Consider the following 20,871-nt stretch of genomic DNA (forward strand, 5'->3'; position numbering starts at 1 on the left):
GCCGTTTCCACTCAGGGTGCACGCGCCAGGCGCACACGTGATGCCGCTCCCCACGGGGACCGACATGATCTGCACATACCAGTACCGGTCGGACGTTTCCGGACCATTTCCGAGCATCGTCGCCCGGAAGAAGAAGACCGCTCAGGAAGGACCGCGAGGGGCCGTAGCCGCGCCTCGACGACCAGCACGAAACCTACCCTCCAGCGAGGGTAGGTTTCACCCCACGGTGATGATCATCACCGTGGGGTGCGGAACGAGCGGGATCTCAGCTGCCCACGTAGGCGGCGAGGTGCTCGCCGGTGAGGGTGGACCGGGCAGCGACAAGATCGGCGGGAGTGCCCTCGAAGACGACCCGGCCGCCGTCGTGACCGGCACCCGGACCCAGGTCGATGATCCAGTCCGCGTGGGCCATGACCGCCTGGTGGTGTTCGATGACGATCACCGACTTGCCGGAGTCGACGAGCCGGTCGAGCAGGCCGAGCAGGTGCTCGACGTCGGCGAGGTGCAACCCGGTGGTCGGCTCGTCGAGCACGTAGACCCCGCCCTGCTCGGCCATGTGGGTGGCCAGCTTGAGCCGCTGCCGCTCGCCGCCGGAGAGCGTGGTCAGCGGCTGGCCGAGGCTGAGGTAGCCGAGGCCCACCTCGGCGAGCCGGTTGAGGATGCGGTGCGCGGCCGGCATACGGGCCTCGCCGGAACCGAAGAACTCCTCCGCCTCGGTGACCGGCATCGCGAGCACCTCGGCGATGTCCCGGCCGCCGAAGCGGTATTCCAGGACGGAGGCCTGGAACCGCTTGCCCTCGCACTCCTCGCACACGGTGGCGACGCCGGCCATCATCGCCAGGTCGGTGTAGATCACGCCGGCGCCGTTGCAGGTGGGGCAGGCGCCCTCGGAGTTGGCACTGAACAGCGCCGGCTTCACCCCGTTGGCCTTCGCGAACGCCTTGCGGATCGGGTCGAGCAGCCCGGTGTACGTCGCCGGGTTGCTGCGCCGTGAGCCACGGATCGCGCCCTGGTCGATCGACACCACTCCGGTGCCGGGCGGGATCGACCCGTGCACCAGGGAACTCTTGCCCGACCCGGCGACGCCGGTGACCACGACCAGCACCCCGAGCGGGATGTCGACGTCGACGTCGCGCAGGTTGTGCGTCGAGGCCTTCCGGATCGGCAGCTGCCCGGTGGGCGTACGCACCGACTTCTTGAGCGTGGCCCGGTCGTCGAGGTGGCGGCCGGTGAGCGTACCGCTGGTCCGTAGCTCCTCGACGGTGCCCTCGAAACAGACGGTGCCGCCCGCCGTGCCGGCCCCGGGGCCCAGGTCGACCACGTGGTCGGCGATGGCGATCGTCTCCGGCTTGTGCTCCACGACGAGCACGGTGTTGCCCTTGTCGCGCAGCCGCAGCAGCAGGCGGTTCATCTGCTGGATGTCGTGCGGGTGCAACCCGATGGTGGGCTCGTCGAACACGTAGGTGACGTCGGTGAGCGAGGAGCCGAGGTGGCGGATCATCTTGGTGCGTTGCGCCTCCCCGCCGGAGAGCGTCCCGGAGGGCCGGTCCAGGCTGAGGTAGCCGAGCCCGATCTCGACGAAGGAGTCGAGGGTGTGCTGCAACGACGCCAGCAGCGGCGCCAAGGAGGGCTCGCGCAGCCCGCGCACCCACTCGGCGAGATCGCTGATCTGCATCGCGCAGGCGTCGGCGATGTTGACGCCCTTGATCTTCGACGACCGGGCCGCCTCACTCAGCCGGGTGCCACCACAGTCGGGGCAGGTCGTGAAGGTGACCGCCCGTTCCACGAAGGCGCGGATGTGCGGCTGCATCGCCTCGACGTCCTTGGACAGGAACGACTTCTGGATTTGCGGGATCAGACCCGCGTAGGTCAGGTTGATCCCGTCAACCTTGATCTTGGTGGGCTCCTTGTGGAGCAGGTCGTGCAGCTCCTTCTTGGTGTACTTCCGGATTGGTTTGTCCGGGTCGAAGAAACCGCTGCCCCGGTAGATCCGGCCGTACCACCCGTCCATGCTGTAACCGGGCACGGTGATGGCGCCCTCGTTGAGGGACTTGTTGTCGTCGTACAGCGCGGTCAGGTCGATGTCCGTGACCCGCCCGGTGCCCTCACAGCGCGGGCACATGCCACCGGTGATGCTGAAGCTGCGCCGTTCCTTCGTCGTGGTGCCGCCACGTTCGATGGTCACCGCGCCGGCGCCACTGATCGAGGCGACGTTGAAGGAGAATGCCTGAGGAGAGCCGATGTGCGGCTTGCCGAGCCGGCTGAACAGGATCCGCAGCATGGCGTTGGCGTCGGTGGCGGTGCCGACGGTGGAGCGCGGGTTGGCGGCCATCCGCTCCTGGTCGACGATGATCGCGGTGGTCAACCCGTCGAGGACGTCGACCTCCGGCCGGGCCAGGGTCGGCATGAAGCCCTGGATGAACGCGCTGTAGGTCTCGTTGATCAGCCGCTGCGACTCCGCCGCGATGGTGCTGAACACCAGCGAGCTCTTACCCGAACCGGAGACGCCGGTGAACACCGTCAGCCGGCGCTTCGGCAGCTCGACGGTGACGTCCTTGAGGTTGTTCTCCCGGGCACCCTGCACCCGGATCAGATCGTGGCTGTCGGCGGCGGGTGGCGCCGACCGGTTGGCACTGCTCATCGCACTTCCTGGATACGGATCATGTTGCCGGCGGCGTCCCGGACGGCGCAGTCACGAACCCCGTACGGCTGCTCGGTCGGCTCCTGCACGATCTCGGTGTCGCTGGCCTGCAACCGCTCGAACACGCCGTCGAGGTCGGGCGTGGCCAGCAGGATCGAGGCGTAGGTGCCCTTGGCCATCATCTCGGTGATGGTGCGGCGCTCCTCCTCGGTCACCCCCGGGTCGGCGGCCGGCGGATGCAGCACGATCGACGTACCGGGCTGACCGGGTGGGCCGACGGTGATCCACCGCATGCCCTGGTAGCCGACGTCGTTGCGGACCTCGAAGCCGAGGAGGTCCCGGTAGAAGGCCAGGGCGGCGTCCGCGTCGGTGTGCGGCAGGAAGCTGGCGTTGATCGTGATGTCCATGGCGGTCACGCTAACTGCGGCGCGGGGGCCGCTGCTTCTCGATTCCTGATCGGTCTGGTCACCTGTTTCACCACGCAGGAGGGCATCCCCTGCGTCGCGCGGGCCGCGTCGCGGCGGTAGACGCTCGGCGGCACGCCGACGAGTTCGGTGAACCGGGTGCTGAAGGTGCCCAACGACGAACAGCCGACCGCGAAGCAGACATCGGTGACGCTGAGGTCACCACGGCGCAGCAGTGCCATGGCCCGCTCGATGCGTCGGGTCATCAGGTAGCCGTACGGGGACTCGCCGTAGGCCTGCCGGAACTGGCGGCTGAGGTGCCCGGCCGACATGTTTACCCCACGGGCGAGTGCCTCGACGTCCAGCGGTTGCGCGTACTCCCGGTCGATGCGGTCCCGCACGCGGCGCAGCCGCGCCAGGTCGCCGAGGCGCTGTTCGGTGGTGGATCTGCTGGTCACCTGTGCGATCGTGCCACGGCGGTCCGACAGACGGCGAGTGCGTCGGCCGCGACGCGCCACCGGGATCAGCGGTGGCGGGGCGCCACCAGGCCGGACTCGTAGGCGATGACCACGAGCTGGGCTCGGTCACGGGCGTGAAGTTTGGTCATCGCCCGGTTGATGTGGGTCTTGGCGGTCAGCGGGCTGATCACAAGGCGTTCGGCGATCTGGTCGTTGGACAGGCCCTGCGCGAGCAGGACGACCGTCTCCCGTTCGCGACTGGTCAACTCCTTGAGCCGCGCACCGGTCCGCGTCCGCAGCGGCTCGGTGACGTACCGGTCGATCAGCTTGCGGGTGATCGACGGCGCGAGCAGAGCGTCGCCACGGGCGGCCACCCGGACGGCGTGCACGAGATCGGCCGGCTCGATGTCCTTGACCAGGAAGCCGGCGGCACCGGCGCGCAGCGCGTGGAAGACATGTTCGTCCAGACCGTAGTTGGTCAGGATGACCACGTGCACGCCGGTCAGAGCCGGATCCGCGGCGATGTGCCGGGTCGTCTCGATGCCGTCCAGGACCGGCATCTGGATGTCGACGAGCGCGACGTCGGGCAGGTGTTCCCGGGCCAGGGTCAACGCCTGCTCGCCGTCGGCGGCCTCGGCCACCACCTCGATGTCGTCCTCGATGTCGAGCAGTGCCCGGAATCCGCTGCGCAGCAGCGGTTGGTCGTCGACCAGCAGGACGCGGATCACGCCCCGCCCACCGGAAGCTCGGCGTGCACGGTGAACCCGCCCTCGTCGCGGGCCTCGGCCCGCAGCAGTCCGCCCAGAGCGACGACGCGTTCCCGCATTCCGAGCAGTCCGACGCCGGGCACCGCCGCCCGGCCCGGCGTGCCGTCGCCGTCGTCGTCCACCCGGATCGCGAGGATGCCCGGCCGGTAGTCGAGCCGCACCGACGCCGAGGCGGTGGACGCGTGACGGGCGATGTTGGTGAGGGATTCCTGCACGATGCGGTAGGCGGTGCGGCCCACCGCGACCGGCACGTCGGACCGTTGACCGTCGATCGTCAACGTCGCGTCCAGGCCGGCCATCCGGGCCCGTCGCACCAGTTCCGGGAGTTCGTCGAGCCCGGGTGCGGTGGCGGTGCCGTCGGCGCGCAGTGTCTCCAGGGTCGCGCGCAGTTCCCGGGTCGCCTCACGGCTGGCCTCGCGGATGGCCGCGAGCGCCTCCGGCACCGGCTCGCCGCGCCGGCTGGCCAGGTGCACGGCGACCTCTGCCTGCACCTTGATGATCGATATCTGGTGGGTGAGGGAATCGTGCAGTTCCCGAGCGATGTGCAACCGCTCCTCGTCGGCGCGGCGCCGTGCCGTCTCCTCCCGGGTGCGCTCGGCCTCCTCCGCACGCCGCTCGGCCTGCCGGAGCGCCTCCCCGCCGCCCCGGCGGCGACCAGCCAGGCCACTTCGAGGGCGTCACGGGCCCGCGCCAGGGCCTCGCCGACGGGCAGTCCCGGCGGCAGAGTCAGGGCCGCGAGCGGAAGAGCGACAAGCATCGCGACCCCCGCGGCGACCGTGACCGTGCGGTGCCCCGCGCGTACGGCCGCGTAGACCGCGAACAGGAACGCGACGGCGGGCACCTCGATACCGGTCGCCTGGTGGCCCACCGCGCACACCCCGGTGACGACCAGCACCGCGACCGGTGCCCGTCGACGCGCGACCAGGGCCAGGCCGCCGGTCACCAACCAGGCGTAGCCGAAAAGGTCCTCCCCGGTGGCGGGGCGGGTCGCGGACAGTGCGGCGATCAGCAGCACCGCCGTCACGCCCACCGCGATCGTCCAGTCCCTGACCGCAGCGCGCCTGAGGACCCGCCCGCACCGCTCGCCCATGGGCGCACCCTAGCCGGCCGGCACGGCCCGGCGACTCCTGCTCACGGAGGACTGGCCGGCTACCACGTACGCGGTAGTGGAGCGGCGGTCGCGGCGTACGTGGCAGCCGGTCACGCCGGCTGCGGCAGCCGAAAGTGCCTACGCCGGCCGGATGAGCGCCGGGTCGCCGGCCGACATGATCGGTGACGTCGAGTTCACGACCCGCGCACCACAGAGGAGACAGACGTGACGATCGCCAGGCTCATACTCACCACCGTCGGCGCCGTCCCGTCCGGGGCGGTCGGACTCGCCGCACCGGTGACCACGCAGATCGCGGCCGATCCGGCTGTCGCACAGGGCGTCAGCATGGGCGCCGGCCGGATCGGATCGACGGTGGCCGCCCTGTTGGCACTCGCGGGGGTGGTCGTCGGTGGGCTGGCGCTCACCCCCGGTCGTTTCCGCACCGGCCGGGCGCGGGCGGGCTGGAGCGCCCTGGCTGCGGGGGCGTTCGGGATGGCGCTCGGTGGTCTGGTCGTGCTCACCTCGGACGGTGGCGTCGGCACCGGCAACGGGCGGGGCGGCGGCTACGTGGCGCTGGTGGTGGGGCTGATCGCCGTGGTCGTCGGCGGGTTCGTGCTGGCCCGCTCCCGGCGTGCTGGTTGACTGACCAGTGCTGGTTCGGCCCCCGTCGGCGTGAAGGTCGCCGCCACTACGCTCGGGGTTGCCGCGGGGACGAAGTCGATGGCCGGTGCAGGTGGTCGAGCTGGTCGAGGTCGGCGGTGTCGTCCCGGACCACGACCGCGGCCAGTGCGGTGGTCGCCGGGTGGGCCCCGACCCGCTGCTCGGCGGTGGCGAGCCGCACCGACTGCGTCAGATGCGCCCGCAGGTGCCCGGCGAGCCGGTGGTGGAACTGCTGCCCGGTGGCCGAGCGCAGCGCGGTCAGTTCCGCGGCGGTGATCATGCCGGGCATGTCGTGGCCCTCGTGCGGGTTGACCACCGGTGCACCGGAGTCGGTCAATAGCCGCCGGGACCGGGTCAGGTGCGCCCGCTCGCTGGTCTCGATCCGGGTGGCCAACCGCCGCCAGGCCGGGTCGGCGGTCCGGTCCGGCACCAGGTCGAGCATCGGCAGCAGCCGTTCGGCCATGGCCACCGTCAGTTGGAGCCAGGCGATGTCGGTGGCGCTGAATTGTCCGGTCGTACCGGAAGGCACTGCGGTGGGCGACGCGCCGGCCGGTGGTGCGAGGGCTGTCGGCGGCCCGGTGCTCGGCGGCGCTGGTCCCGTGGTGGTTGGCGTTCCGATGATGGGCGATGTTCCGGCGTCGCACCCGGCGACGAGCAGCAGGGCGGCGAACAGCGCGGCGAGTGGGCCTCCTCGCACGCGACCTCCTTCGCGTGCGCCCGGCGGCGGGCCGGTACGACCGGGCCCGCCGTCGGGTGTCACCTGTCGACTCAGAGCGGCCTGCCGTCGTGGCCGCACTTGATGACCGGACGGATGCAGTCGCGGACGCGTCGCGCCAGCTCCTCCACCGGCCAGGCGTTGAAGAAGTCGCCGTGCATCGTGTAGCCCGGCCCGGAGGCCAGTCGCAGCCGCGACGGGTCACCGTTGACCGGGTAACGCAGCACCTGCCGCAGCTTCGGCACGTGCACCGGGTGGCTGGCCGGGCAGGCCTGGTTCACCGGGTAGGCCAGGTGGCTCTTGTGATCCGGCGAGTCGAGGTCGCGGCCGTTCCAGCACTGCGGGAAGTCGAGGTACGACTCCAGCATGGTGCCGGCCGGGCAGTTGACGAAGTTCTTCGACGGCGGCACGTGCCCGGCGTGCAGGCAGGACCAGCGGGCGATGCTGTCGCCCGGTCCGGCGGCCCGGGCGTTCCCGGCGACGAGGCGCAGGCCCAGCGGGAACGGCTGCGTCTGCGCGACGACGTCGGGACGCACTCCTTCGCCGAGATAGTAGAAGGTGGCGATGGACGGCTCCACCGGCACGTTGTCGCGGTAGAGGGTCGGTACCCAGTAGGACGAGACATCCACCCGGGGATTGCAGGTGGTGGCGGAGCCGACCAGGTCGGGCAGTGTGGTGTGGGCGTTGGTGACGGTGCTGCCGAAGAAGCTGTGCATGTGCGAGGCACCGGGCAGCCCGGGCAGGACGATGGGGTCGTCCGGGAGCCGGTGGCTGTACGTGCAGTCGGCCGGGAACTCCGCCACCCGGATGGCGTTGATGCCCGGGGCGGCGTCGGCCGGTGCGGTGCTGGCCACGACGTAGCTGCCGAGCAGCACCAGCAGGGCACCGATCGCGGTGCCGAGGCGTAGCCGGCCGCGGCCGACGGGTTGGGGTGCGGCGCTTTCCATCTCATGGCTCCTGTCGGGGAGGGTCAGGGTCCTTCCGGCGCCGCCGCCGTAGACATCGGAGCTTCCCTGGCCGGACTGGTGGTGGTCGCGGACGCGATCCGAGAGAGCGCTCTCACACCAGCCTCACCCTTAAGTCGATGGTTGTCAATACATGTCGGGTCGGCGTGACGCACAACGACGGCGGGCCGACCCCCTGAGGGTCGGCCCGCCGCGGATGCCGTTGCCGGCGGCGGGGTGCCGGCTGCGGCCGTCACCCCACCTGGTTCACCAGGTCAACTGCTTGAGCACGTCGCGGTTGGCGTGGTGTTGTTGCCGTTCTTCCAGAGCGTGATGCCGAAGTTGTTGCCGTTACCGTTCGGCCGTGCGGTGATCGTGCCACTGGAGCCGCTGATCGAGGCGTTCCAGCTGTTCTGCAGGCTCTGGCCACCGTTCGTACGGATGGTGACGGTCCAGTTGTTGCTGCCACTGACCGAGAAGGTCGTGTTGAACCGGTCGTTCCAGTCCTCGGCGCGCTGCACGTTGACCGAGCAGTTGCCACCACCGGGCGGCGGGTTGCTCGGCGGCGGGTTGCTCGGCGGCGGGTTCGAGCCCCCGCCTTCCCGGACGGTGATGTCCGAGCTGCCCTGGCTCTGGTAACCCTCGGTCGCCATGATCTGGTAGTAGTGGTTGCCCAGGTTCAGACCAACACGCGCCCAGGCGTCGAAGTGGTTGGCAGTGGTGATGGTCCCGCTGCTGCGCTTCTGCTGCCGGACACTCCAGTACTGGTAGAACGTCTGGGTGCCATCGATCGAGGGCTGGTTGACCCGCTGGCTCCGCAGAATGTCGTAGGTGCCCCCGTCGGTGGTGACGCTACCCAGCCGGGTGGCACCGCTGCTCGGGTTGTAGCTGCCGAAGTTCTCGACGATGTAGTACTCGACCAGCGGGTTACGGGTCCACCCGTACAGCGCGAGGTAGCTGTTGTTGTTACCCGGGTTGTAGCTACCCGAGTAGGTGATCGTGCGCCGGGTGCCCGGGTTCCAACCCTTGCCACCGACCCAGTTGTTGGTGCTCCTGCTCCACGAACTGGAGTAGCGGCCGTTCTCACGCAACACCATGCAGGCGTCGCCGCTGTCCTTCCAGAACGAGAAGAAGAACCCGTTGTGGGTGCCCTCCGTGTTCGAGCAGACCTGCCGGTCGGCCTCGGCCTGGGCGGGGCTGGCCGAGATCGCGACGGTGCCGGTGGTGGCCAACACTGCGGCGAAGGCGGCGGCAGCCAGCATCCTGACGCGTCCACGCCTGCGACTTCGTGGTGGGACGGGGACGTTGTTCATGCTTCCTCCTCGTGACGGCTGGCCGGTGGCCAGCAGTGCGCTACGAACCGGCGGTCCCGGTGGCTGGTCGGCCACCATCGACTGTCGACGTCGTACCGGGTGGTGGTCTGCCGGTCGTGATGCACCGCGACCGGCGGAGTAGGTAGCGACAATCGACGATCATCCAGATTCGTCGATGGCCACAGTATTGGCGTGCCGCCGTCGAGCCGTCAACAACTTCCGGAAATACTCTCGAAACCTTCTCGTGGCCGCCCGCCCGGCCCAGGGACAGCGTTGGTGCTGGTCAGCGACAACACGCCGGCGGTCACTCCGCAGCATGGGCATGAGCATTAACGCCAGGTCAGGGCCAGTGTCAAGCGGAAGTTCCAGAGGCCTTCCGGATGCTCGTCGCGAGCTGGCCGGTCAAGACCACCAGGAGCTCGAAGCGGGCGGCGGGGTCGTCCAGGTCGTCACCGTACAGCTCACGCAGCCGCTTGAGGCGGTAGCTGACCGTCTGCGGGTGCACGAACAGCTCGGTGGCGACCTCGGCGCGCGAGCCCCAGTGCCGGAGCCAGGCGTAGAGCGTACCCAGCAGATTCTCCCGCTGCGCCGGACGCAGTTGCGACAACGGTGCCAGGCGGCGCTCGGTGAGCACCGCCAACGCCCGCTGTTCGCCGCGCAGGGTCAGCGCGACCAGGTGGTCGTCGACGAAAACCGGGCCGGGCGCGGGTCCGACCAGCCCGCCGGCCAGTTCGGCGAGCCGGACGGCCGCCGGCACCTGGGGCCAGCCCAGTTCCGGGCCGACCACCACCGACCGGCCGGCGAACGCCTCGGCCAGGTGGACGCGGACCGCCCGGGCACCCGACCGCAGCAGCAGCACGGCGTCGCGGCCACGCTCGATGACCAGCCCGTCCGGACCGAACCGGAACCGCGCGTCGCGGGCCTGGTCCGGTGGCAGCAGGACCGGCACCACCGCGTCCAGGTCGGCCCAGCCGATCCGGGCCGCCGCCGACTCGACGGCGCTGGGCAGCCCGTCGCCGCGCAACAGCAGCTCGGCCAGGTGGCGACGGCGGTCCCCCTCCCCGGCCTGCTCCCGCAGTTGCAGGGCGTACCCGTCGGTGCTCGCCGCGGCCAGTTCGGCGATGTACGCGCTTACCGCGTCGGAGAGGTCGATCAGTTCCTCCGGCTCGACCGGGCGCAGCCGGGCCAGGGATCGTGACGCCGTACGCAGCAGCAGCCGTGCCGCCATCCGTAGCGCGGCCAGCAGCGCCTCCGGTCCCCGGTCCTCACGGGCCTCGGCGGCCCCCAACCCGACGAACACCTCCCGGAACCGGGGCGGCAGCGCCGGTTCCCCGGTGCCGACGAGATCGAGGAAGCGGTCGAGCGCCACCTGCACGGCGGTGTGTACGTCCCGGGTGAACTTGTCGTCGGCGATGCCGGCGAAGGCCGGCGTGGCCTCGGTGACGGCGCCCGCGACGGCGGCCACCGTGTCCGGCAGCTGCGGGCGCATCGCGGCGGCCAGATCGGCGGGCAGGTGTCGCCAGGGAGTCGCGGAGACAGGCGAACTCACCCGGCGATTTTGTCACGCTGGGATAAGAAGCACGGTGATTCTCGCTGCCGGCGGGACGGTGTTTCGACCGTCGCGCCCACGCGACGATGAACCGAACGGGCCGGACGGGTGCACCGACCGGCGGCCGACGACCCGACGGAGGAGAACGCCGTGCAGCACCGCCTGTCCCGCCAGCACGTCGTCGACATGTGCCGCACCATGCTCGCCCGGGGCTACCTGAAGGCCACCGAGGGCAACGTCTCGGTCCGGGTGCCCGGCCACCGGCGGTACGCGGTGACCCCGAGCAACTACGACTACGACCGGATGCGCGTCGAGGACATCTGCATCGTGGACTTCGACGGCAGGCACCTGCCCGACGACTCCGGTGCCGACCTCAAACCGTCCATCGAGTGCGGGATGCACGCGAACATCTACCGGGAGCGGCCGGACGTCAACGCGATCGTGCACACCCACCAGCCGTACGCCTCGGCGTTGGCCTTCCTGCGCAAGCCGATCCCGGCGCTCACCGACGAGCAGGTGCGCTTCCTGGGCCGGGAGGTGGCGATCATCGACTACGCCCCGTCCGGCACCGGATTCCTGGCCCGCAACGTGCAGAAGAAGGTGGCCAGCGGCGACAACGCCTTCATCATCGCCAATCACGGGGTGGTCGCCGTCGGCACCGACCCCGACCGGGCGGTGTTCAACATGGCGCTGCTGGAGAAGGTGTCCATCGCCTACCTGCTGGCGCTGACCAGCGAGGCGGGGAAGATCCACACCATCCCGACCGCGATCCGGGAGATCGCCTTCAGCAAGCTGCGGGCCGACGAGAAGCGGATCGCCGCGCAGCTCACCGAGGCGGTCGAGCCGCTGCGGGTACCGGCCGACGAGGAACTGCCCAGCGCCGACGCGGCGGCCGCCGAGATCGCCGGCCGGACCGCCAGCAGCATGCCGGCGGCGAGCGCCGACGACGAGATGGCCGGCACGCCGGGTGCCGAGGCGGCCCGGCTCGGCTACGCGATAACCGAGTACCCCGACGTCGACGACGTGATGCGTCGGCTGAAGGCGCTGACCGCCCAGCCGGTGCGCGGTCTGCGCCACGACGCGATGCTCGACGTGCTGAACTACTTCGACACCAAGTGCCGCGCCAGCAAGGAGATCACCGACCGGGCGCGGCGGCGCATCCCCGGCGGGGTGCAGCACAACCTGGCGTTCAACTACCCGTTCCCGCTCGCGGTGGACAAGGCCGACGGCGCGTATCTGGTGGACCGGGACGGCAACACGTACATCGACTTCCTCCAGGCCGGCGGGCCGACGATCCTGGGCAGCAACTACGGCCCGGTGAACGAGCGCGTCGCCGATGTGGTCCGGGACTCCGGGCCGGTGACCGGGCTGTTCCACGAGTACGAGCTGAAGCTCGCCGAGATCATTCACCGGTTCATGCCGCACGTGGAGATGTACCGGTCGCTGGGTTCGGGCACCGAGGCGGTGATGGCCGCCGTCCGGGGTGCCCGCGCCTTCACCGGCAGGAAGATGGTGATCAAGGTCGGTGGCGCCTACCACGGCTGGTCCGACACGATGGTCTACGGGCTGCGGGTGCCGGGCACGTACCGGATGAACGCCAAGGGCATCCCCTTCGGGGCGACGGCCCGCACCCGGGAGGCCTTCCCGCACGACCTCGGGCAGCTCAAGCGCAAGCTGATCGAGAACCGGCTGCGCGGCGGCACCGCGGCGGTGGTGGTCGAGCCGGTCGGCCCGGAATCCGGCACCCGGCCCGCGCCACGCGACTTCAACGCCCGGGTCCGGGAGCTGTGCGACGAGTTCGGCGCGCTGCTGATCTTCGACGAGGTGGTCACCGGGTTCCGGCTCGGGCTGGGCGGCGCGGCCGGCTACTTCGGTGTCACCCCCGACCTGACCGTGCTGGGCAAGGCGGTCTCCGGCGGCTACCCGATGGCCGGCGGTGTCGGCGGGCGGGCCGACGTGATGGCGGTCTTCGGTTCCGGGCTGGACGGCAGGAGCGGCGCGCACATCCAGGTCGGCGGCACCCTGTCGGCCAACCCGCTGTCCTGCGCGGCCGGCTACTTCGCCATCGAGGAGATGGCCCGCACCAACGCACCGGTGATCGCCGGCCGGGCCGGTGACCGGCTGACCCGGGGCCTGCAACGGCTGGTCGACTCCTACGGACTGCCGTACGTCGCGTACAACCAGGGATCCATCGTGCACCTGGAGTGCAGCGGCGTGATGCTGTTGGACATGCGCAACCCGGTGAAGCTGCTCAAGGAGAACAAGTCCCGCAAGCGGCTGATGGAGCAGATGGGCGCCGCGTACACCGCGCACGGCATCGTCACCCTGGCCGGCTCGCGGATGTACACGTCGATGGCCGACACCGACGCGGTCGTCGACGACGCCCTCGCCCGGTTCGACCAGGTCTTCGCACTTGTCGACGGGGTCTGATCCGGTGACCGCCAGCCCGCCGCAGGTCTTCGCGATCGACCTGGGCACCTCGGGTCTGAAGGCCGCGCTGGTCGCCGCCGACGGCACGGTCACCGGCTGGGCCGAGCGGCCGGTCCCGCTGCGGGTGCTGCCCGGTGGCGGCGCCGAACAGGACCCGCTCGCCTGGTGGACGGCGCTCGGCCAGGTCGCCGCCGACCTGGGCCGGGATCATCCCGAGCAGATGCGGGCGGTCGAGGCGGTGTGCGCCTCCACCCAGGGCGAGGGAACCATCGCGGTGGACGCCACCGGCGAGCCGCTCACCGCCTGCATCAGCTGGCTCGACATGCGTGGCGCGCCGCACCTGCGACGGCAGTTCGGCGGCTTCCCCGCGTACCAGGGGATGTCGGTGCGCCGGATCGCCCGCTGGCTGCGGCTCACCGGCGGCATGCCCTCACCCACCGGCAAGGACCCCGCCGCCCACATGCTGTTCGTCCGCGACACCCTGCCGCAGGTGTACGCGCGCACCGCGACGTTCCTCAACGTGCTCGACTGGATCAACCTGAGGCTCACCGGACGCACGGTGGCCACCGTCGACTCGATCCTGACCTCGTGGGTGACCGACAACCGGCGTCCCGGCGACATCCGCTACTCCCCCGCCCTGGTCGCCGACAGCGGCGTCGACGCGGACAAGCTGCCACCGATCGTCGCCTGCACCGAGGTGATCGGCACCCTGACCCCGGCCGCCGCCGCGCACCTGGGCCTGCCGACGACGGTGCGGGTGGTCGCCGGGGCGATCGACAACACCGCCGCGGCGATCGGCGCCGGCACCACCGGCGACCGCCAGCCGCACCTGTACGTCGGCACCTCGTCCTGGATCGCCGCCCACGTGCCCCGGAAGAAGACCGACGTCGCCGCCGGCATCGCCTCGGTGCCCTGCGCGATCGGTGACCGCTACCTGATGACCGCCCTGCAGGCCACCGCCGGCGCCAACCTGACGTGGCTGCGGGACAAGATCGTGGAGTACGACGACCCGCTGCTCAGCGCCGGTCACCTAAGCCGCGACGAGGGCACGATCTTCGACGCCTTCGACACCATCATCCCGACGGTGCCGCCGGGCGCGAACGGGGTGCTCTACACCCCCTGGCTCTACGGCGAACGCGCCCCGGTGGACGACGCGAACCTGCGCGCCGGGTTCTTCAACATCTCCCTCGACACCAACCGCTCGGATCTGCTGCGGGCGGTCTTCGAGGGGGTGGCGTTCAACACCCGCTGGCTGCTCGGCGCGGTGAACCGGTTCCTCGGCGCACCGGTCACCTCGATGGCCATCACCGGCGGCGGGGCACTGTCGGACTCGTGGTGTCAGATCTTCGCCGACGTGCTCGGCGTCGAGATCCGCCGCGACGCCCAACCACTCGCGGTGAACGCCCGAGGGGCGGGCTGGATCGGCGCGGTCGGCACCGGGTGGCTCACCTTCGCCGACATCCCGGGTCTGATGCGTACCGACCGGCTCTTCACCCCGGACCCGGCGCATCGAGCGGGCTACGACGAGATCTTCGACGTCTACCGGACGCTGCACCAGCGGCTGACCCCGGTCTACCGCCGGCTCAACCGCCACTGAACCGTCGCCCGGAAGTTTCGGTGGCCATCGACGATGGCTTTTCTCCTTCCTTCGATGCGACGCTAGACCGTCCGCGTTGGACATCGACAGGAGGACACGTGCAGGCGATACGTCGGGGGCTGGTCGGAACCTCGTCCGCTGATCGCCGCCAGCCCGACCCCGAGCAGGCAGGATCGGAGTCCCAGCCCCGCCGCGGACAGGGCGTCGTGCGGGCGGCCTCGCGTCTGCTGCGGCATGAATGGACGGTGGCGACAATCGCCAGCGTGGTCGTGGCGGTCGTCCTCACCTGGCCGACGCTCAAGCAACCGTGGACGACCATCCCGGGCGACATCGGCGATCCTCCGTTGCAGGCGTGGCAGGTCGCCTGGGCCGGGCACGCGCTGGTCACCGATCCGCTCAACCTCTGGCACTCCAACACGTTCTTCCCGGATCTGTACACGTACGCCTACACCGACATCGTGCTCGGATACGCACCTGCCGGTCTCTTCGTCAACGGCGTGGCGGCGGCCATCTTCCGCTACAACCTGCTCTACGTGTTCGCCCACGCACTCGCCTGCCTCGGGGCGTACGCCCTGGTGCGCCAACTGGGCGGTATCCGGACGGCGGCGGCCGTGGCCGGCGTCGCCTGGGCCTTCGCGCCGTGGCGGCTCGCGCACAGCGGGCACCTGAACATCCTCTCCATCGGCGGCGTCGCACTGTGCCTGGCGATGCTGGCACGCGGCCACGGCTGGTCCCTGCGCGACGGTCACCGACCGGACCTGCACCGCCCCGGATGGATCCTGGCGGGCTGGCTGGTCGCCGCCTGGCAGCTGACCCTGGGCCTGGCGATCGGCCTGCCGCTCGCGTACTTCCTGGCCGGCACCATGATTGTGGTCCTCGTGGCGGTCGGCTGGGCCCGCTGGCGGACCGGCACCTGGTTGTTGGGGCGCCGGGTGGTGCTCGCCAACCTGCTCGGCGGCGTCGTCTTCGGAGCGGTGTTGATCTGGTTGGGGACCACCTTCCTGCGGGTGGTGGAGCTGAACCCGGAGGCGCACCGGGACCTGTCCTGGACGGAGATGTTCTCCCCAGCCCTGCGGGGATACTTCGTCGCGCCCGCGGACTCGTGGCTGTGGGGCGACCACTTCGCCGCCGCCCGCGCCCAGTTGTCCTGGCCGCCGGAGATGGCGCTGCTGCCGGGCGTCACGTTGATCGTGCTGGCCGTGGCCGGGCTGAGCTACTCGACGTTCCGGGTGCGCCACCGCGTGCTGCTCGCGCTCGGCGTGCTGGTCAGCGGCGCGCTCGGGCTCGGCAGCAACCTCGTCGGTCAGGGCGATCCGGGATACCTGACCCTGTCGCGGCTGCTGCCCGGGTGGGACGCGCTACGGACCCCGGGGCGGCTGATGGTGTGGACGAGCCTGCTGCTCGCCGTACTGGCGGCAGGCGCGGTAAGCGAGTTCGGACGCAATCGCCCCAGGCTCGGGTGGCCGAGGTGGGTGAGCGCGGTGGTGCTCCTGCTGCCTTTGGTGCTGGTCACGGTCGAGGGTGTCAACCGGACGCCGCACCCCACCGTGCCGACCGCCCCACCGGCGCTGCGGGCGGCGACCGAACCGATCCTGGTCCTGCCCAGCAACGGGGTCGCCGAATCCGACATCATGCTCTGGACCACCGACGGGTTTCCCCGCGTCGCCAACGGTTCGGTGACCTTCCTGCCGGCCAGTCAGCAACAGATCCGTGCGGTGACCACGACCTTTCCCGATCCGGTCAGCATCACGTTCCTGCGGCAGGTCGGCATCCGGTCGGTGGTCGTCCTGCCGGACAGGCTCGCCGGAACGCCCTGGGACGGGCTGCCCACCCGACCGGTCGACGGCCTCGGCATCACCCGGGAGGAGGTGGCCGGCGCGTTGGTGTACCACCTCGACTGAGGTGGGTCGACGCGAGCGTACCGCTCGTCACTCCCGGGTGGCACCCATCGGCTCGCGGACCAGGGCACCGTCGATGTAGCAGTACCGCCAGTCCTCGCCCTCCTCCAGCGACCGGATCAACGGATGGCCGGTCTGCCGGTAGTGCTCCTCCGCGTGGTTGTTCACCGAGTCGCTGCAACAGCCCACCGCGCCGCAGGTCAGACACATCCGCAGCTGCACCCAGTCGTCGCCGCTGTCCACACACTGCGGGCACGCGTCCGCGTCGGACTCGGTGATGTTGATCCGGTCGAGGTGGGTGCAGGCGGTGCTGATGGTCTCCTCCCGCACGTACCGCCAACTGGCGTGCAGCAGCCGGTCCGGGATGATCCGGGCCAGATAGCGCGAGTTCGCCGCGAGCAGGGGACTCGTCACGGCCAGGACCAGCACGTACAGGGCGATGAACGGGCCGAGCCGGTCGTCCAGGCCGGCGGCGATGGCGAGCGTGGCCAGGATCAGCGAGAACTCGCCCCGGCCCAGCACGGTCAGGCCGACGTTCGCGGCCCCGCGCTGGTTGAGCCCGAACAGCCGGCCGGCGATCAGGCCGGCCACCACGTTGGTCACGACGGTCATCAGTACCGCCAGCAGCACCGGCAGCGCCACCGAGCCGAAGTCGCCGACGTCGATGGTCAGCCCGAACACCAGGAAGAAGACCGCCGCGAAAACGTCGCGCAGCGGCAGCACCAGGCGTTCGACCCGCTCGCGCAGGGGGGTACGGGCGATCACCAGACCGATCATCAGCGCGCCGATCGCGTCGGAGACCCCGATCTCGGCGGACACACCGGCGACGAGCACGACCAACCCGACCATCAGGATGGCCAGCAGTTCGTCCTCGTTGCTGTCGATCACCTTGCCGACCAGGCGGGCACCGAAGCGGGCGACGGCGAAGAGCACCACCAGGTAGGCGAAGCTCAGGCCGATGCGCAGCACCAGTTCCCCGGCGGACCCGGCACCGGACAGCAGGGGCGACAGCAGCGCCAGGTACAGCGCGAGGAACAGGTCCTCGATCACGATGATGCCGAGGATGACCGGCGTCTCCGCGTTGGCCAACCGGCGGAACTCGATGAGCAGCTTCGTCACGATCGCCGAGGAGGAGATGCCGAGCGCGCCGGCGATCACGAACGCCTCGTACCCGCCCCAACCGAGGGCGAAGCCGAAGAGCAGGCCGGCACCGACATTGAGACCGATGTACGAGCCGGCGGCGACGAACAGCCGCTTGCCGCTGCCGAGTACCTGGTCGACCGGGAACTCGACACCCAGATGGAACAGCAGCAGAATCAGGCCGAGGGAGGCGAGCAGGCTCAGATCCTCGGGATGGGCGACCAGCACCGGACCGGGGGTACCGGGCCCGAGCAGGATGCCCGCGAGCATGAAGAACGGCACGGTGGGCAGGTTGATCCGGCGACCCGCACGGGCCAGCAGGCCCGCGATCAGTACGAGGGCCCCGAAGCCCACGAGGTCAGCATGCACGGTGAGGACTCCTGGAGCGGACTGAACGAGGACGTACGACGCGGGACGACTACTCGGAGAAGTACGTGCCGGCCAGCAGGGCGCCCACCTTACGCGCCTGCTCCTCCGACATCTCGATCACGGCGACCGGATCGTCCTTGCCGGCGGCGAAGACGTACAGGTCACGGGTGCCGTCCCGGCGTACCACCACCGAGATCCGCTGGGTGTTGCTACCCAGGTCGACGTCGTACCGCTTGCCGATACCCGGCAGTTCCTGCACGTATATCCCTTTTCCCATGGCCCCTCCCGCTGCGCGCTCCGGAATCCCTGCGCAATGGTACGAGGCCTCCGGCACCCGACGGCTAGATCACCTTTGGATGTCCCACCGGTCGGTTCATCCGGTCCACCGCCGGGCCGACCACCGCGTGCCGGCCCGCCCGGCTACGAGGTGAGGCGGAACGTGGCGTCGGCGCGGGCCTGGGCGTCGTTGATCGGGTCGAGTCGCAGCTGGTAGTTGTAGTGCCGGAGGTACCGGTCGGGGTAGTTGTACGACCGGAACGACGACCAGGACGAGTTGGCGAGGCCGGCGACCTGCCGGAACGTCGCGTCCGCCGCGAAGACCGAGCTGCCGTCGTGTGCCGCCAGCACGAAGTCGAAACCGTAGTGCCGCAGGTAGTGACCGGGGTAGTTGACCGACTCGAACGACACCGCGCCGGCGTCGGCCAGCCCCGGCACCACCCGGAACTGGGCGTCCTGCGCCGGGCTGACGTTCGCGTCGATGCGTACGTCGTAGTTGGCGTGGCGCACGTACCGGTCCTGGTGGGTGTACGCCTGGATCCGGTTGGCCGGCGTGGTGGCGCCCCAGCGCCCCAGCACCGCGCTCTCCTCGGCGGCGGTCAGGTTGAGGATCGAGCCGTGCCGTTTGCGGCTGGCACCGAGCTGGTAGTCCGTGCGGGTCCGGAAGTTGGTGACGCTGCCCAGGTTGGTGGAGGTGACCGGCAGGTAGCCACGACCGGTGGCGTACTGGTCGAGCCAGAGCGCCCACTCGTCACGACCGTTGAACTGCATCCACATCGGCCCTTCGACCACGTTGCCGCCGCCGGTGCCGTTGGAGATGCCGAGGTGGGAGAGGTTGCCCAGGGTCGTCCACGAGCCGAGGATCGAGTTGCTGGCCTCGATGGTGATGTGCCCGTCGGCCGACGCCCGGTAGTAGCGGTAGCCGCCGACGGCGTTCGGCACCTCGACGATCTGGGTGTCGATGATGCCCTGCCCGCCGCCGGGGCGTTCGATGTAGAGCTGGGGCGCGGTGAAGCTGCGGAAGTCGCTGGTCCGCACGTACCAGATGCGGTGCTTGGTGACGCCGTCGCGCAGCGAGTTCGTCGCCCAGTAGACGACGTAGTCACCGGTCGCCGCGTTGTAGATGGCCTCCGGTGCCCAGGCGTTGCCGGCACCCGGAATGGCGCCCGCGACGTTGATCAGCCAGGGGGCGGACCAGTTCACCAGGTCGCGGGACTCCCACACCACGAGCGACCTGCTGCCCCGGTTCGCCGCGTCGTTCCACGAGGTGCCGCTGGCGATCCGCAGATCGGTGGCGACGATCCAGTACCGGTCGCCGGAGGGCGAACGGACGATGGAGGGATCACGCACTCCCCGGGTGCCGATCGTGGACAGCAGCACGGGTGCGCCGTTGTTCAGGTCGCGCCAGGTCAGACCGTCGCGGCTGTGCGCGAAGTAGACCTGCTCGCCGGTGGCCGACTCGCCGGTGAAGTGCGCCATCAGGTAGCCGGTGAACGGGTCGAGCGCGGCGGCCTGGGCACGCGGTGCCTGCGCCGCCGGCAACACCAGCAGACACAGGGCGGCGAGCAGGGCACTCAGCCTGGTCAGGACTCTGGACATGCGGCTCTCCGTCCGTCCGGCCCGGCCGACGTTAGCGCTAACATCACGCGCCCCGGACGGCCCTGGTCGCTGTTTCGGGGGTGTTACGCAGTCTCCGCTTCGAATCGACACCCGTCAAGACGGTGACCGCCGCGACGGCGACGGCCAGCGCCGGCCCGGGGTCGGCCTTCGCACCCGCCGTGACCGGAAACCTGGGTGACGCTGCACAGCGGCACCGACAGAATGGTCCGGTGCGGATCCGAGCGGTACGGCAGGACGAGCTACCCGTCCTGCAGGGCATCGAGCGCGCGGCCGGACAGTGCTTCCGCGACATCGGCATGCCACAGATCGCCGACGATGAACCGCTGCCGCTGGACGTACTCGGCCGCTACCAGGAGGCAGGCCGTGCCTGGGTGGCCACCGACGCCACCGACGGGCCGGTCGGCTACCTCATCGCCGACCTCGTCGACGGCAACTTCCACATCGAACAGGTCTCCGTACATCCCGCCGTCGCCCGTCGCGGGATCGGACGTCAGCTGATCAGCCACCTCGCCGACCGGGCGATGGCCGACGGCATCCCCGCCCTGACCCTCACGACGTTCGCTCACGTGCCGTGGAACGCCCCGTACTACGCCCGCTGCGGCTTCCAGACCCTCCGCGAGCGCGACCTCACCAAGGGCCTTCGGGCCATCCGGCAACGCGAGGCAGCGCACGGCCTCGACCGCTGGCCCCGCGTCTGCATGCGTCGAACTCTGTACCCGGCTGCCCACCGCTGTCCGAGATACCCATGAAACTGCCGGGATTGCTGGCCGAGATCCTGCGAGAGTCGCTGTACATGGACGTCCTTGACGCACTGCTGCCCCTGAGGCCCGACGCCGCCATCAGGTACCTGGCCAACACCGTCGACCATGTCACCGTCGACCCCGACTGGGTGGCGGTGTGCGGACGAGCCCTTCAAGTACCCGAAGCGACCCCGTCCGGCTCAACCCGGTAGACACCGAGGACTCACCTGCACGCGCAGCCAGGGCATCGCGCGGCCGAC

Annotated in this window: 18 protein-coding genes; 6 read left to right on the top strand and 12 right to left on the bottom strand. The window is 70.4% G+C overall.

Annotated elements, in window-relative coordinates; all coding sequences use genetic code 11:
* Positions 1–265: 265 nt before the first annotated feature.
* From ENC19_RS10510 to ENC19_RS30080, 5 genes are all read right to left on the bottom strand, one after another.
* Entirely contained in the window at positions 266–2,641 is a 2,376-nt protein-coding gene (locus ENC19_RS10510) for an ATP-binding cassette domain-containing protein (protein ID WP_164446998.1), read from the bottom strand.
* Positions 2,638–3,048 carry a VOC family protein gene (locus ENC19_RS10515; RefSeq protein WP_164446999.1) on the bottom strand — a complete coding sequence of 137 codons (411 nt, stop codon included), beginning with the start codon at positions 3,046–3,048 and terminating at the stop codon, positions 2,638–2,640. Before ENC19_RS10515 ends, ENC19_RS10510 begins: the two co-directional genes overlap by 4 nt.
* Before the next feature lie 5 nt (positions 3,049–3,053).
* Positions 3,054–3,503, bottom strand: coding sequence for a helix-turn-helix transcriptional regulator (locus ENC19_RS10520; protein WP_164447000.1), 450 nt, complete (start codon positions 3,501–3,503; stop codon positions 3,054–3,056).
* 65 nt (positions 3,504–3,568) lie between these two features.
* Complete coding sequence (locus tag ENC19_RS10525; protein WP_164447001.1) at positions 3,569–4,231, bottom strand: response regulator; 663 nt, start codon at positions 4,229–4,231, stop codon at positions 3,569–3,571.
* Positions 4,228–4,818, bottom strand: a complete 591-nt coding sequence (locus ENC19_RS30080) for a sensor histidine kinase (RefSeq protein ID WP_235944649.1) — start codon at positions 4,816–4,818, stop codon at positions 4,228–4,230. Before ENC19_RS30080 ends, ENC19_RS10525 begins: the two co-directional genes overlap by 4 nt.
* Before the next feature lie 767 nt (positions 4,819–5,585).
* Between ENC19_RS30080 and ENC19_RS10535 the strand changes: the two genes are divergently transcribed.
* A complete protein-coding gene (locus tag ENC19_RS10535) occupies positions 5,586–6,002 on the top strand; it encodes a DUF6223 family protein (RefSeq protein ID WP_328824210.1) in 417 nt (138 codons plus the stop codon).
* Positions 6,003–6,048: 46 nt separating this feature from the next.
* On the opposite strand, the gene ENC19_RS31355 is transcribed toward ENC19_RS10535, so the two are convergent.
* From ENC19_RS31355 to ENC19_RS10555, 4 genes are all read right to left on the bottom strand, one after another.
* A complete protein-coding gene (locus tag ENC19_RS31355) occupies positions 6,049–6,717 on the bottom strand; it encodes a DUF305 domain-containing protein (RefSeq protein WP_164447002.1) in 669 nt (222 codons plus the stop codon).
* Between the two features lie 71 nt (positions 6,718–6,788).
* Complete coding sequence (locus ENC19_RS10545) at positions 6,789–7,682, bottom strand: DUF1996 domain-containing protein (RefSeq protein ID WP_164447003.1); 894 nt, start codon at positions 7,680–7,682, stop codon at positions 6,789–6,791.
* 272 nt (positions 7,683–7,954) lie between these two features.
* Positions 7,955–8,941: a glycoside hydrolase family 11 protein gene (locus ENC19_RS10550; protein WP_235944650.1), complete on the bottom strand. Its 987-nt coding sequence runs from the start codon at positions 8,939–8,941 to the stop codon at positions 7,955–7,957.
* A gap of 403 nt (positions 8,942–9,344) precedes the next feature.
* Positions 9,345–10,541 carry a PucR family transcriptional regulator gene (locus ENC19_RS10555; RefSeq protein WP_328824211.1) on the bottom strand — a complete coding sequence of 399 codons (1,197 nt, stop codon included), beginning with the start codon at positions 10,539–10,541 and terminating at the stop codon, positions 9,345–9,347.
* Positions 10,542–10,691: 150 nt separating this feature from the next.
* Between ENC19_RS10555 and ENC19_RS10560 the strand changes: the two genes are divergently transcribed.
* The 3 genes from ENC19_RS10560 to ENC19_RS10570 all read left to right on the top strand — a co-directional run bounded on the left by ENC19_RS10560 (position 10,692) and on the right by ENC19_RS10570 (position 16,469).
* Positions 10,692–12,971, top strand: coding sequence for an aminotransferase class III-fold pyridoxal phosphate-dependent enzyme (locus tag ENC19_RS10560; RefSeq protein WP_164447005.1), 2,280 nt, complete (start codon positions 10,692–10,694; stop codon positions 12,969–12,971).
* Positions 12,972–12,975: 4 nt separating this feature from the next.
* Entirely contained in the window at positions 12,976–14,568 is a 1,593-nt protein-coding gene (locus ENC19_RS10565) for a xylulokinase (RefSeq protein ID WP_164447006.1), read from the top strand.
* 119 nt (positions 14,569–14,687) lie between these two features.
* Entirely contained in the window at positions 14,688–16,469 is a 1,782-nt protein-coding gene (locus tag ENC19_RS10570; protein WP_166458466.1) for a hypothetical protein, read from the top strand.
* Positions 16,470–16,496: 27 nt separating this feature from the next.
* Here the strand turns inward: ENC19_RS10570 and ENC19_RS10575 are convergent, their stop codons facing one another.
* The 3 genes from ENC19_RS10575 to ENC19_RS10585 all read right to left on the bottom strand — a co-directional run bounded on the left by ENC19_RS10575 (position 16,497) and on the right by ENC19_RS10585 (position 19,850).
* Positions 16,497–17,975 carry a cation:proton antiporter domain-containing protein gene (locus ENC19_RS10575; protein ID WP_164447008.1) on the bottom strand — a complete coding sequence of 493 codons (1,479 nt, stop codon included), beginning with the start codon at positions 17,973–17,975 and terminating at the stop codon, positions 16,497–16,499.
* A gap of 49 nt (positions 17,976–18,024) precedes the next feature.
* On the bottom strand, positions 18,025–18,252 hold the full coding sequence (locus ENC19_RS10580; RefSeq protein WP_164447009.1) for a potassium transporter TrkA: 228 nt from the start codon (positions 18,250–18,252) through the stop codon (positions 18,025–18,027).
* Positions 18,253–18,395: 143 nt separating this feature from the next.
* Positions 18,396–19,850 (bottom strand): glycoside hydrolase family 43 protein, encoded by a 1,455-nt coding sequence (locus ENC19_RS10585; protein WP_164447010.1) that lies wholly within the window; start codon positions 19,848–19,850, stop codon positions 18,396–18,398.
* A 230-nt stretch (positions 19,851–20,080) separates the two neighbouring features.
* Here ENC19_RS10585 and ENC19_RS10590 point away from each other — a divergent pair, with 230 nt between their 5' ends.
* Both ENC19_RS10590 and ENC19_RS10595 read left to right on the top strand, forming a co-directional pair.
* Positions 20,081–20,620: a GNAT family N-acetyltransferase gene (locus ENC19_RS10590; RefSeq protein ID WP_164447011.1), complete on the top strand. Its 540-nt coding sequence runs from the start codon at positions 20,081–20,083 to the stop codon at positions 20,618–20,620.
* Positions 20,617–20,823 carry a hypothetical protein gene (locus ENC19_RS10595; RefSeq protein ID WP_164447012.1) on the top strand — a complete coding sequence of 69 codons (207 nt, stop codon included), beginning with the start codon at positions 20,617–20,619 and terminating at the stop codon, positions 20,821–20,823. The genes ENC19_RS10590 and ENC19_RS10595 overlap by 4 nt, the downstream gene beginning before the upstream one ends.
* Positions 20,824–20,871 lie beyond the last annotated feature (48 nt).

The organism is Verrucosispora sioxanthis, from assembly GCF_010560025.1.
Taxonomy (GTDB): domain Bacteria; phylum Actinomycetota; class Actinomycetes; order Mycobacteriales; family Micromonosporaceae; genus Micromonospora; species Micromonospora palythoicola.